The sequence below is a fragment of the Caballeronia sp. LZ001 genome (assembly GCF_031450875.1).
In the GTDB taxonomy this organism is placed as follows: domain Bacteria; phylum Pseudomonadota; class Gammaproteobacteria; order Burkholderiales; family Burkholderiaceae; genus Caballeronia.
Genome location: NZ_JARTVX010000004.1, coordinates 529,699 through 543,122, shown reverse-complemented (window position 1 = coordinate 543,122; position 13,424 = coordinate 529,699). Strand labels below are relative to the sequence as shown.

Annotated in this window: 11 protein-coding genes; 4 read left to right on the top strand and 7 right to left on the bottom strand. The window is 61.7% G+C overall.

The window, feature by feature from the left end; all coding sequences use genetic code 11:
- Positions 1-5: 5 nt before the first annotated feature.
- From folC to purF, 4 genes are all read left to right on the top strand, one after another.
- Complete coding sequence (gene folC / locus P9292_RS12795) at positions 6-1,316, top strand: bifunctional tetrahydrofolate synthase/dihydrofolate synthase (RefSeq protein ID WP_244829128.1); 1,311 nt, start codon at positions 6-8, stop codon at positions 1,314-1,316.
- 61 nt (positions 1,317-1,377) lie between these two features.
- A complete protein-coding gene (locus P9292_RS12790; protein ID WP_309959308.1) occupies positions 1,378-2,196 on the top strand; it encodes an SPOR domain-containing protein in 819 nt (272 codons plus the stop codon).
- A gap of 17 nt (positions 2,197-2,213) precedes the next feature.
- The gene (locus tag P9292_RS12785) at positions 2,214-2,753 is read left to right on the top strand and encodes a CvpA family protein (protein WP_309959305.1); all 540 of its coding nucleotides are present in this window, start codon (positions 2,214-2,216) and stop codon (positions 2,751-2,753) included.
- A 117-nt stretch (positions 2,754-2,870) separates the two neighbouring features.
- The gene (gene purF / locus P9292_RS12780) at positions 2,871-4,418 is read left to right on the top strand and encodes an amidophosphoribosyltransferase (RefSeq protein ID WP_244829131.1); all 1,548 of its coding nucleotides are present in this window, start codon (positions 2,871-2,873) and stop codon (positions 4,416-4,418) included.
- A gap of 66 nt (positions 4,419-4,484) precedes the next feature.
- On the opposite strand, the gene P9292_RS12775 is transcribed toward purF, so the two are convergent.
- The 7 genes from P9292_RS12775 to P9292_RS12745 form a co-directional block, all read right to left on the bottom strand.
- Positions 4,485-5,255, bottom strand: a complete 771-nt coding sequence (locus tag P9292_RS12775; RefSeq protein ID WP_250509825.1) for an AraC family transcriptional regulator — start codon at positions 5,253-5,255, stop codon at positions 4,485-4,487.
- A gap of 11 nt (positions 5,256-5,266) precedes the next feature.
- Positions 5,267-5,608 (bottom strand): FKBP-type peptidyl-prolyl cis-trans isomerase, encoded by a 342-nt coding sequence (locus P9292_RS12770; RefSeq protein ID WP_244829133.1) that lies wholly within the window; start codon positions 5,606-5,608, stop codon positions 5,267-5,269.
- A gap of 133 nt (positions 5,609-5,741) precedes the next feature.
- Positions 5,742-7,172 (bottom strand): hypothetical protein, encoded by a 1,431-nt coding sequence (locus tag P9292_RS12765; RefSeq protein WP_244829134.1) that lies wholly within the window; start codon positions 7,170-7,172, stop codon positions 5,742-5,744.
- A gap of 76 nt (positions 7,173-7,248) precedes the next feature.
- The gene (locus tag P9292_RS12760) at positions 7,249-9,609 is read right to left on the bottom strand and encodes a polysaccharide biosynthesis tyrosine autokinase (protein WP_250466488.1); all 2,361 of its coding nucleotides are present in this window, start codon (positions 9,607-9,609) and stop codon (positions 7,249-7,251) included.
- Positions 9,610-9,977: 368 nt separating this feature from the next.
- Positions 9,978-11,090: a glycosyl hydrolase gene (locus P9292_RS12755; protein WP_309959302.1), complete on the bottom strand. Its 1,113-nt coding sequence runs from the start codon at positions 11,088-11,090 to the stop codon at positions 9,978-9,980.
- A gap of 24 nt (positions 11,091-11,114) precedes the next feature.
- Complete coding sequence (locus P9292_RS12750) at positions 11,115-12,308, bottom strand: glycosyltransferase (protein WP_309959300.1); 1,194 nt, start codon at positions 12,306-12,308, stop codon at positions 11,115-11,117.
- Between the two features lie 22 nt (positions 12,309-12,330).
- Positions 12,331-13,416, bottom strand: coding sequence for a glycosyltransferase family 1 protein (locus tag P9292_RS12745; RefSeq protein WP_244829138.1), 1,086 nt, complete (start codon positions 13,414-13,416; stop codon positions 12,331-12,333).
- Between the last annotated feature and the right edge of the window lie 8 nt (positions 13,417-13,424).

Here is a 13,424-nt window from a genome sequence, read left to right as displayed (position 1 = left end):
CGAAAATGAACACTTTCCCCACCCTCGACGCCTGGCTCGCTCATCTCGAAGCGGCGCATCCGGTCGGTATCGACATGGGTCTCGCGCGCATCGGTCGCGTGAAGGAAGCGCTCGGGCTTTCCTTCGCCTGCCCGGTCATCACCGTCGGCGGCACGAATGGCAAGGGCTCGACGTGCGCGATCATCGAAACCATTTTGCTGCGCGCGGGTTATCGCGTGGGCTGTCACACGTCGCCGCATCTGCTTTCGTTCAACGAGCGGGCGCGCGTCGATGGCGTCGAGGCAAGTGACGCCGAGTTGCTGCAGCATTTCGAGGCCGTGGAAAAAGCGCGCGCGAGTCTCGCCGAGCCGGTCTCGCTGACTTATTTCGAATTCACGACGCTCGCGATCCTGCATCTCTTCGCCTCGCGCACACTAGACGCCGTGGTGCTCGAAGTCGGGCTCGGCGGGCGGCTGGACGCGGTCAATATCGTCGATACGGACTGCGCGGTGATCACGAGTATCGACATCGATCACACGGACTATCTCGGCGATACGCGCGAGAAAATCGGCTTCGAGAAGGCGGGCATTTTCCGCTCGGGCAAGCCCGCGATTTGCGGCGACCCGACGCCGCCGCAAAGCCTGATCGATCATGCCGAGGCGATCGGCGCGGATTTGTGGCTCGTGGGCCGCGATTTTCGCTACGAAGCGCAGCCGGGCAACGAGCGCCAGCAGTGGAGCTACATCGGACGCGCACAACGGCGTTCCGCGCTGGCTTACCCGGCGTTGAGGGGCGCGAATCAGCTCATCAATACGTCGGCCGCGCTGGCGGCGCTCGAAGCGCTGCGCGACCGTCTGGCCGTGTCTGCGCAGGATATCCGGCTGGGCCTGGCGAACGTCGAGTTGCCGGGGCGGTTCCAGGTGCTGCCGGGCAAACCGCAGATCATTTTGGATGTCGCGCACAATCCGCACGCCGCCGCCGTGCTCGGTCAGAATCTCGGCAACATGGGCTACTTTCCGTACACCTACGCGGTGTTCGGCGCAATGGGCGACAAAGACATCGAAGGCATCGTCAATCAGCTCAAGGGCGAGGTCGATCACTGGAACGTGAGCGCGTTGCCTACTCCGCGCGCCGCGTCGACCGACCGCCTGGCCAAGGTTTTGCGCGATGCCGGTGTCAACGAAGGCCCCGACAGCAGCGTTTCACAATTCGACACACCGGCCGAAGCATTTCGAGATGCGTTAAGTCGTGCGTCCGAAAATGATAGAATTTTGGTTTTTGGTAGTTTCTACACGGTTGCCGGCGTCATGGCATACCGGAAATCGCAGCATCACTGAGACGGTTGGCGGTCAGCCGCAAGGCAAACCCCCGCACCAAGCTTCTCGCACCAAGCCATACATGGGACTTTTCTCGTTCGGCAAGAAAGACGACTCCGGTCGCGACGCATATTCCGACTCACCGCGCGGCACGCGTCATACCGTCCGCACGGAACGCAGCACGCGCCGCCCCGAGCGCACCAACGCCGACGCGATGATGCTCGACCCCACGCTGCCCGAAAAGCAGCGTGCCCGGCGCAGGCTGGTCGGCGCAATCGCGCTCGTGCTGGCCGCGGTCATCGTTCTGCCCATGGTGCTGGACTCACGCCCGAAGCCCGTCACCGACGATATCTCCATCGATATTCCAAGCCGCCCCGCGCCTGCCGTGAAGCAATCGCGCGAAGCCACCGATGCCGACACGCAAGCCGGCGTCGCGCATGACGGCCCCGCGGCGACATCGAACGGCGTGGCGGCGGGCGTAGCGCAGCCCGACGCGCAAGCGCCGGCGCCAGTTCAGCAACAGGCGCAGGTCAAACCGGAAGCAAAGTCCCCGGCACCCGCGAGCCAACCCGCAAAAACTCAGGCGGCCAAGCCGCAGCCGGTCGCGCCCGCTGAAGAAGCCAATACCGCCGCCAACGCACCGAGCTCGCCTTCGTCACCGGCCGGTAGCCGCTTCGTGCTGCAAATCGGCACCTTCGACGACGAAACCGCCGCGCAAAACTGGGTCAACAAGTTGAAAGCGGCCGGTGTGCCCGCATATCTCGAACATCGCAAGCAAACGGACGGCTCCACGCGCGCTCTGTTGCGCGCAGGACCGTTTGCGGATCGCACGGCGGCATCGGCGGCGCTTCAGAAGGTGCGGCAAGCCGGACTTGCCGGTGGCAAGCGGCCAGCGAACTGAGGCGAACCAGAAGCTCGATGTTCACCAGTTTCGACTATGCCGTGCTCGTCGTGATCGGTCTGTCAGCCTTGCGCGGCATGTGGCGCGGCTTTCTGGCCGAAGCGTTCGGTCTCGTCGGCTGGGTGGCGGCTATCTTGATTGCAGGGCGCTTCGTCAGCGTCGTCGTGCCGTACATACCGTCCACGTGGCCGGGCGGTGCATTGACGCAATGGCTCGTGGCGTTCCTGCTGGTGGTGGCGGCCGTGCTGCTTCTGTCGAGCGTACTGTCCGCGCTCCTGACGCGCATCACCGAAGTCACCGGCCTGCGCGGTGTCGACCGCTCGCTGGGTTTGCTGTTCGGCCTCGCCAGAGGGGCTATATTGGTAGTCATCCTGGTCGCCCTGGCGGGCTTGACCGAACTGCCGCAGAAAGATTTTTGGCGCAATGCGCTGCTCGCGCCCATGGCCGAGCAAGGCGTGCGTGAACTGAAACCGCTGCTCCCCGCTACGCTTGCCGCGTATGTGCGTGTCGCCCCGGCCCCCGATGCCGGCGACGCGGCGCGAAACGTCGCACAATAGACGAACGGCTGGCTACATGAGGGACGCGATACGGCGCCCGCCTGCGAACAGGCGGTGCGGACCGGCACCGCCTATCGACCCCGTCGACCCCGTTTCGACTCTTTGAAGGACCATGCCATGTGCGGCATCGTAGGTGTAGTTTCCCAAAGTCCCGTCAATCAGCTGATCTATGACAGCTTGCTGCTTCTGCAGCATCGCGGCCAGGACGCAGCGGGCATCGCCACGGCGAACGGCAACAACTTCCACATGCACAAAGCCAATGGCATGGTGCGCGACGTGTTCCGCACGCGCAACATGCGCAGCCTGCCGGGTACGGTCGGCATCGGGCAAGTGCGTTATCCGACGGCGGGTTCCGCATCGAGCGAGGAAGAAGCGCAACCGTTCTACGTGAACGCGCCGTTCGGGATCATCCTCGCGCACAACGGCAATCTGACCAACTGGACGCAGTTGAAGGACGAGATGTTCCGCATCGATCGCCGGCACATCAACACGGCGTCGGACACGGAAGTCCTTCTCAACGTCTTCGCGCATGAACTGCAGCTCGCGAGTTCGGGCTTGCAACTCGACGCCGCCGCGCTCTGGAAGGCGGTTGCGGGCGTGCATCGGCGGGTGAAGGGTTCTTACGCGATCGTCTCGCTGATCGCGGGTTACGGGCTCGTCGCGTTCCGCGATCCGTTCGGCATTCGTCCGCTCGTGCTCGGCAAGCTGGAAACCGCGACGGGCGTGGAATGGATGGTGGCGTCGGAATCGGTGGCGGTGGAAGGCGTGGGCTTCGAGTTCGTGCGCGATGTCGAGCCGGGCGAAGCCATCTTCATCGACGCGGAAGGCAACCTCCACAGTCATCAATGCGCCGAAAAACCGACGCTCAACCCCTGCATCTTCGAACTCGTGTATCTCGCGCGTCCGGATTCGTGCCTCGACGGCGTGCCCGTCTACAACGCGCGTCTGCGCATGGGCGACTATCTTGCCGAGAAGATCAAGCGCGTGCTGCCGGACGTGCCTATCGACGTGGTCATGCCCATTCCCGATTCCTCGCGTCCCGCCGCCATGCAAGTGGCCGCGAAGCTCGGCGTTGAGTATCGCGAAGGCTTCTTCAAGAATCGCTACGTGGGCCGCACCTTCATCATGCCGGGCCAGGCGGTGCGTAAGAAGTCGGTGCGCCAGAAACTCAATGCCATGGCCATCGAGTTCAAAGGCAAGAACGTGCTGATCGTCGACGACTCAATCGTGCGCGGCACGACCTCGCATGAAATCGTGCAGATGGCGCGTGACGCCGGCGCAAACAAGGTGATCTTCGCGTCCGCCGCGCCGCCGGTTAAATTCCCTAACGTGTATGGCATCGACATGCCCACGCGCGGTGAACTCGTGGCGCACGGCCGCAGCGACGAAGAAGTCGCGCGCATGATCGGCGCGGATTATCTCGTCTATCAGGACGTGGCCGACCTTAAAAGCGCGATCCGTGACATCAACCCTGAGTTGCAGGAGTTCGAGGCTTCGTGCTTCGACGGCAACTACATCACCGGCGACATCACGACCGAGTATCTCGACCGGATCGAATCGGCGCGTCTTGCGCCGCAATCGCAGTCGGATCGCGACAATGCAAGCGACGTGCAAGAGGGCGACGTCGCGCGCTCGCAATTGCATCTGCAACTGTCGGTGGAATGATTCGTTAGCTGGTTGAGGCATGAAGAAAGCCCGCCTGGTCGATGACCGGCGGGCTTTTTTACGTCTTCAATGCTGACGCGGGTCAGGCGCTCTCAGGCCATTGCGCCAGAGACCAGGCGCTATGCCGAAGCGCTTCGAGAACGCATGCGTGAACGCGCTTTGATCGGCGAAACCGACATCGAGCGCAATGTCCGACAACGCGGCGCGCGGATCGGCAAGCAACGCAAGCGCGGTATCGAGCCGCAAGCGATGCAGATAGCGATGCGGCGTCTCGCCAAACGCCTCGCTGAATAGCTGATGAAAGCGCCGCATGCCGAAGCCGCAGTGTGCGGCGAGATCGGCAATGCGCAGCGGCTCCGACAAATGCAGCCGCAGCCATCGGTCGATGCGCGCGAAGTCGAGGCCACGCGCTTCGGCCACGACGGATGCGCCCGCGTCGGCCATCAACGCGCCGCACAGATGCGCGGCGGCTTGCCAGGCGAAGCGGCCATCGTGAATGCCTGCATTCAGCGCGATATCGGCGACGAGCTGCGTCATCGCGGAATCGAGATCGACGGTGCGCGCGCGTTCGAAAAAGCGCTCGGGCACCGCTACCGACGTCGCCGGAAGATCGAGCACGAGTTGGCGATTCACGCCCTCGGCCCAGTATTCATGCCGCGCGTGAGCCGGAATGATCCACGCGCGATGCCGGTCGATATGTGACTCGCGCCCGTCCACCGCCATGCCCATTGCGCCGTCGAAGCCGAGCACGATCTGATGGAAGTCGTGCTCGTCCGTCGCCTGCACCGCTTCATAGCGGCGCAGCGAAATGCCTGGACGATGGACTGGCGCGTTCATGGCGTCGACGCTCAGACGTCGAGCAGTTCCACTTCGAACACGAGCGTGGCGTTCGGCGGAATGACGCCGCCCGCGCCACGCGCGCCGTAGCCGAGTTGCGGCGGAATGGTGAGACGGCGCGTGCCGCCCACTTTCATGCCTTGCACGCCTTCGTCCCAGCCCTTGATAACCATGCCGCCGCCCAGCACGAAGGCGAACGGGTCGTTGCGGTCCTTGCTCGAATCGAACTTCTGTCCGTCGGTCAGCCAGCCCGTGTAGTGCACGCTCACCGTCTTGCCCGCGACGGCTTCGGCGCCTTCGCCAACAGCGATGTCTTCGTATTTGAGGCCGGAATCGGTCGTGACTTGCGCCATGTTGTGCTCCCTGGTTGCCCGGCCATGCGCACGTTCGTCATGTCATGGTCCGGTGGTCGAAACCACCATTGTAGAACGTCGCAGGCAAGCGGGAGGGCAGTGCGCGCACTGCCCGAAGGGTCACCGAGGCGCTTCAGGGATGACGTCCGCGCGGATTCATGCGGCTGCCGATAGCGGGACGCGGTCCCACGGGCGAGCCGACACGCGGACCCGAATGCGGTTTAGCGTTCGTACCGAAGTCGGTGCCGATAGGCGTCTGATCGATGACGACGGCGGCGTCGCGGTCATGCGACTGCTGCCTGGCCTGCTTGAGCGCGCGCACTCGCACGTAAGCCATCGCGACGAAAGTCCACGGTGCGAGATAGGCGAACTCGGGCACGGAGACCATCATCATCAGCCAGGTGCCCACGCAGCATTGACGCAGCGCCATGCCGCGCGCGTCCCAGTCGAGCTTGAACGCGGGATACAGCATGAGCGCGCTGATGCCGACGAGACCGACCACGCCCGTGTTCACGAGCAACGTGGAGAACAAATCGGTCGAGCGTATGTAGCCGAAGCCGATGCCGAACAACTGATTCATCGGCGTCGCGCCAAGCCACATCTGCACGGAATTCAGGACCAGCATCGAACGGTCCGAGCCCGATTCGTTCTTGCCTTCGAGCTTGTCCATCACCATCTGCTGGAACAGATCGGCGATATAGTCCTGCGCGAGATAGGCGATCACGCACACCACCGCGAGCGCGATCAACGCCTTGATCGGGTTGATGCCGAGCTTGCGCATGCGAATCAGCGCATAAACCGCATAGCCGATCAGCACCGTCGACGACGTACTCATGATGAGCGAAATGCCGATGACCCACACCGGCCAGCGTACGCGCGAGGTCGCGTTGAAATACACCCAGAAAGGGAAGATGGACATTGCGTACATGGAAGGCTCGCCGGTCAGCGCCTTCAGCCGCTGAATGGGGAAGCCCTTGATGTCGATCTGCTGGAACGAACTGCCGTTCACGGTGCCGTCCGAACGCACGATACCCTTGCCGAACTGATCGCCAAATGCACGGTTCGAGATGAAGTCGCCCGGCTGTCCAGTCGCGACGAAGTAGACCACTTCGTACATGCCGTAGAGCGCGAAGAGCGTCACGGCCACGAGAATCCACTGGTCCCATGTCGGCTTGTAGAAGTAGTAGACGTAGGATGCGTAGAGCACCACCGCCGCGACGTAGATCGACTGCGTGAACATGCTCTTGCGCAGGATGAACGTGACGAGGTCGGTGTCGTCGACCATCGCGACCTTGCTGAAGTCGGGATCGAAAGGCGCCATGACGTCCGCGAGCTGCGAGGTGCAGAACATCAAAAGCCATACGACCACGGCCGCGATCAGGAAGTGCATCCAGTTCTTGCGCGCCTTGCCGCCGAAGAGCAGCACGAGCGGCACCGAAAGAAAGCACATCAGATAGCCGATCGTCGTGCCCTGGATGCTCGGCATCACGAGGAACGACGTCACGGGCATCGCGAAGGCCCATATCTGGTAGAAGCGGTCTGTCAGCGCGAGTTTTTCTTTCATCGGTCGAGGGCTCTTCAACGCGCAACGCCGCGTGAGACACGCGGCGTTGCGTAATCGCTCTTTTAGTGGGCCAAGCTTAATTCACCGGCTTGAACGAACTGGTGTATGCCGCGGCATAGCCATAACTGCGACGATTGCTGCGCCGGCGCGGAATTGCGTTGAAGACCGAACCCACTAGTCTGCCGCCCGCGCGCTGCACCTTCTTCACGGTCTCCTCGATCTCTTCCTCGGTCTGAATGCCCGAGCGCAACACCAGCACCGTGGATCCCGCGTCGCTTGCGACGATCGCGGCGTCCGTGACGGCGAGGAACGGCGGGGTATCGACGAGCACGAGGTCGAACTGGTCGCTCATGCGCGCGAGCATGTCGCGGAAACGCGGCATCATCAGCAATTCGGACGGATTCTGCGGATAGCCGCCGCACGACATGAACGACAGGCCGGGTACGCCGACGTAACGCAGCGCATCCGTGATGCCGATATCGCCCTTCAGCACTTCCGCGAGGCCGCCAGGGTTCGACTGCTTGAAGAACGACGCGATATGGCCACGGCGCATGTCGGCGTCGATCAGCAACACTTTCAGGCCGATTTCCGCGAGCAGCACGGCGAGGTTGGCCGCGACGAAGCTCTTGCCTGCCGACGGAATCGGGCCGGTCAACATGACGATGTTGTTCGGCGCATTGACGAGATCGCGATACAACTCGGTACGCACGGCGCGCAGCGCTTCGACAGCCGGATCGTGCGGGAAGCGCGAGGCAAGCACGCGAGCGTCTTCGTCGCGTTCGTCCACATGCGGCATGGTCATGGCATCGTGTTGCGCCTGGTCGTAGTGCGGCAGGGCCTTGGGCGCGGCGCCGTTTTGCTGCGTGCCCGAGAAGCCGAGCGCGCGTCCGACCGGCGACACCGCGATCTCGTGATCGAGCACGAGTTGCTGGCGGCTGAACAGTACCTCGCCCAGCACCGGCACCGACAGACGGCGTTCGACGAACATCGGGTCGGTCACGCCGATCATGGCGTGACGGCGCAGGAAGATGAAGAACGTGCCGACGAAGAAGCCAAGACCCGTACCCGCGAGAATCACGAGCATCTTGTTCGGCTTCACCGGGCGATGCGGACGCAGCGCGTTGTCGAGAATATGCGCGCCGCCGCTCGTGCTCGCACGACGCACCGACAGCTCCTCGGCCTTGTTCATCATGCCGAGGTAGATGGTTTCGGCCACGCGTGCATCGCGCGTGAGTTCGGCGCTTTGACGCTCCGACGCGGGCATGCTGTCGAAGCGCGACTGGATCTGCTTGTTGGTCGCTTCGAATTGGGCGATCTGCTGATCCAGGTTCTTCACTTGCGGGCTGTCGGGCTGGAAGCGCTGCAAGGCCTGCGTGCGTTGCAGTTGCAGCATGGCGAGCTGTTGCATCGACGTGATGCTGCCTTGCAAATACGCTTGCGCCTCGTTGACCGGCTGCACCGACTGCGACTTCGAACGGAACGCGCTGAGATTGCCTTCGGCCGTCTTCAGGTCGGCTTCGAGACGCGGCAACTCGCCGCGAATGAACTCGAGCGTCTTGGTGTCGTTGGCCTGACGGCTCGCGACTGCCGCCGACATGTACGCCTGACCGAGCGCGTTCGCGACATTGGCCGTGAGTTCGGGGTCGTCCGCATTGAACGAAATCTGCACGATGCCCGTGTCTTTCGCTGACTCGGTCACCTTCATCGTCTTGAGCATGAGCGCGATGGCGTCGAGCGTGTTGTAGCGGATCACGTCGAAGTGCACGCCGGGATGGCCCACCACGCTGTCCACGAGCATCGACACGCCATTCGCGGCTGCCGGACGGCCAACGGTGCCACGCACGAGCACGTCGCCGTCTTCGTCGCGCAGTTCGTACTGGTTCTTGTCGAGCAGCACGAAATCGAGCTTCGAATCTTCGAGCGATGCAGGCACGTCGAGCCGGCCGATGTTCAGTTCCTCGCCGCCCCAGCCATACGAATCGAGGCCGAGCCATGCGGGCGAAAGTTGACCGCGCTTGGCGAACAGGTCGGCGATCTGCCCGAGGACCGGCAGCGTACGCGGCTTCGCTTTGATGTCGAAGTGAAATTGCTTAACGACCGGTTCCAGCACGGAACGGCTTTGCATCACCGAGATCTCGGCGGGCGCGATCTGATTGACGGTCTGCGCCTGCTGCTGCATCTGCTGCTGATTCTGCGGCGTGATGCCGAGCGCGTTTGGATCTGGCGGATCGACGCGGATGATGACGTCGGCGGAGTAGATCGGCTTGGCGAGAAACGCATAAGCCGTGGCGAGCAAGGCCGCGCCCGCGATGAACAGCATCAGCATGCCGATATGGTCGCGAAGCAGTTTGAGCATATCGCTCGCGGTGAATTCACCGTCGTCCTTGCCTGAGCGCGAAGATCCGGAGTTGACATAGAGCGTGTTCAAAGGCGCCATCCTCAATTCGATAGTTAGAACGTAGTTGTCAGGGCGTTGGAAAAAACAAATGCCCCGGCGGCTAAAGCCGCGGTACGTCTCTTTGCTTTATTTAATCCGGCGGTACGGCCGGTGAGTCGCAGCAACATGAATGCTTGGGGCTTGCGGCGTCGGTCAGCGCGGGCCTTGACAGCCCCGTCGCATCTTGCAAACCCCTACGATACTTGCAGATAAATAGAAAAAAATTATCCTAAGGGGCATCTTCCGGCCCTGAGTTATCTGCGTCTGTTAAGTACCGAACGTTGTAATGCTCGAAAGGTCAGGCATGCCGCTTGCGCGATGGCGGATTTGGGCGATAATGCGCGGTTTGCCTGAGCCCGGGCACGCACTCACGGCATAGGGTTGGCTTTGATGAATTCGCGGACCACGTCGAAGCGTGGTTTTTTTGTTTTACCGTCGTCGTGAATCACGCCGTAGTTGCCGTCGCCACCAAAGCGCTGGTCGTCGTAAAGCTCGTAGAGCGTCACGTTCTGAATGCCATAGGTCTTCGCTATCGAGACGAAACCACCCAGCGCGTTCTTTCCCACGAGATATCCCGAAGGGTCCGGATGATCCGGACGTACACCGTATTCCGTGATCCAGATCGGCTTGCCGTAACTGTCGCGCAAACGCTCCAGCACGTTGGTCTTTTGCGATCCCGCTGACGTGATCGAACCCATATCGGAATACCAATGCCACACGGTGATGTCCCACTGCGGCACGGGATGCCCTTTGGTTCCGTCCGGCTGCGTGCCGGAAAAGAGCATGTCCGGGAAGGCGAAATGCAGCCAGCTGAATGACGTGAGCAGAATCTTGGCGTCAGGGTTGGATTCGCGAATGCCCTTGATGAGACCGAGGATCGAGCCGCGCGCCTTCATGTACATCGCGTTGTCGTAATCCGACGGATGTTCGCCGCTGCGGTCATCGCCGCGTATGGTCCAGTTGTCGTACTCGTTGCCCACCTGATAGTAGGTCACCACGCCCTTTAGAATGCGTCCGGAGAGCTTGCCGAGTTCGTAGCCGCGCGCGAAGGCTTCCGCTTCGTTGGCGCGCTTCTGCACTTCGAACGGTGTCACGAGGGCAAGCACGCCGATGCACTGCCTGGACGCCTGACGCGCGAAGTCCGCGACCATGTGCGCGCTTTCTTCGTTCGAGACGTCCTGGGCGTACATGGTGACGCCAAGTTCGCGCAGCTGCGAAATCTGCAAACCATAGTCGCTCGTGCGATACGCACCGCGATGTTCGATATGGCCAGCAATGCCGTAGAACACGCCGGCCGACTCATTGCCGCATTTCATCTTGGGTGCGGCGAATGATGGGGTGTCGGCATTGGCATCGGCCTTGGCGCCGCCGGTGCGGCTTGCGTGATACGCATCGGGACTGCCGCTGCGCGCGAAGAGCAGAACGGAGCCGCAAAGCATTGCGCCGAAGAAGGCGACTACGATCAGAATCGTTCGCTTCAATATCTGGACCTCGGGAAGGCGAAACTATTTGGCCAGCATGTCCGAATGCTCGCGCGTGGCGGGATTGGCCGCGCCGCGCGAGCTCGATGCGCTCGTCAGGATGCTTTGCGCTTGCGCGTCGAAAACTTCACGCGAGAAGCGGCGGCGGAAGTCGCGCGTGAGCGCGGCCATCGAGTAGGTGCTCGCCGAGAAGACGCGCTTTACGAAAGACGCGGAGTCGTCGACGGGAAACAGCAGCGCATCGGGCAGATAAGACTCGAGACCCGACACCCGTGACACGACAACTGGACGTTCCGCGAGCACCGCTTCGATCATCACGAGCGGCACGCCTTCATACGCTGAAGGCAACACGAGCGTGTCGCTTGCGACGATATACGGCAGCACGTCCTTCTGCGGCCCGACAATACGCACGCATGCGGCAAGCGCGGGACTCTTCTCGACGATTGCTTCGAGACGCTCCGCATCCGGTCCTTCGCCGACGATCAGCACCAGCGTTCGCGCGAACGCTTCCTTGTGACTTTCGATAGCCTGCATCAGAAAGTCCTGACGCTTCTGCTGGAAATTCAGTCTGCCGATATGCGCGATGATCGTGGTGCCGTCATCCGGCAGACCCAGCGATGCGCGTGCTTGCGAACGCGTGAGCGTTGAACGGCTGAAGCGGTCATCGACATAGTTTTCGAGGATCGTGGTCCGCGCACGCGGCGCAAGTGCGCGCAATTTGCCACGCAAGTGCTCGTTGAGCGTGACGAATTCATCTGGCATGCGATACAACACGCGCTTGATGAGCCACTTGATCTTCTCGGCGGCGCCCGCGTTTTCCGGCGCATCATCCACGAGAGGAAGATAGCTCACGGCGGTGACACGCGCCTGGCGCGCGGCGAAAAGACCTGCGAGACCGGAAGCGATGGTGCCTTGCGCGATCAACAATTTTTCGAGTTCGAGACTACGCAGGATGGCGGCCGTGGAGCGCACCATGCGGACGAGTTCGATCATGTTTCCGCGCAGCGATTCGGCCGTATAGGTAAGACCGATGACCTTCACTTTCTTATGCTTGAGCGATAGTTCGCTTACATAACGAAAAAGCGGTTCATTAGCGGTCGGCACGAGAATGCTAAGCGTCTCGATACCTGTGCTTGCGACGAGCGCAAGCATCAGGCGCTTGAGCATTTCCTCGTGCCCGCCATTGATGCCCGAATCGCAGTAAATACCTAACTTCACCGGCCTTCCCCCAGAAACGCGTTCAACGCGATGGCTTGTCGATGAACTGCATGAGCATGCGCGCGCTTTCCGTCCAGCGATACTTCTCCGCGTGTGCAATGCCGCGCTGCTTGAGATCCTCGCTTAGTGCCGGCGAGTCGAGCAATTCGCGCAGCTTAGCCGAAATATCCTCGACGGAGTACGGATCACAATAGATTGATGCGTCGCCGCACGTTTCCGGCAGCGCCGCTGCGCGTCCGACAAGCGTCGGACAGCCGTTGCGCATGGCTTCCAGCGGCGGAATGCCGAATCCTTCGTAAATCGAAGGATAAAGAAAGCAAGCTGCATCCTGATATAAAGCTTTGAGCTTTTCATCGCTCACGTAGCCCGCTTGCTTGATGTTAGGCGCACTAGAGAGATCATGCGCGCGGCCAAAAATAGTGGCGTTCTTCATGCCGACAATAACGAGGTCGATAGACGGATCGTTCAGTCGAATGAACGCGTCGACAAGACGTTGAAAGTTCTTTGTCGGGTTCATGCTGCTCACTGCAAGCACGTACCGGTTCGGCGTGAGATCGAGATCCTTGATGACGGACCGGTCCGGCACGACGTGATCGAGATGGTCCGCTGCGAGCGGCACGACGCCGATACGTTTGGCATCCACACCGACATGATGCGCGAGGCGGTCGCGCGAGAACTCCGAATTCGTCATCACGCAACTCGACGTGCGCGCGAGTATCCAGAACATCACGCGATACCACATGCGGAACTTCCACGAGAAGTGCGCGGGCGTGTCGAACACCGCGGCATCGTGCATGTAGATGACCTGGTTCGCGCGAAAGATCGAACCCGAGTTACTCAGATTGACAATGCGCGAGCGGCCCGCAAAGAGTGGCAGGACGAATTGTTCCCACAGCACGCCTTTACCGAAGCCGAGCTTCACGGTTTCGACGCCGGCCACGGGTTCGAGCCCGTCTTGCGGCGGCACGGCAAGCGTCACATGCGAGCCTTGCGGCAGCTTGACGAGCGCGGCTACGAGCTCGCGCGCAACGCGTTGTACGCCGGTGGTCTTCTGACTCGTGAACCTGCCGTTGTAGACGAGCTTGTTCGGGGCAATTGATGTGTCCATGTCTCGGG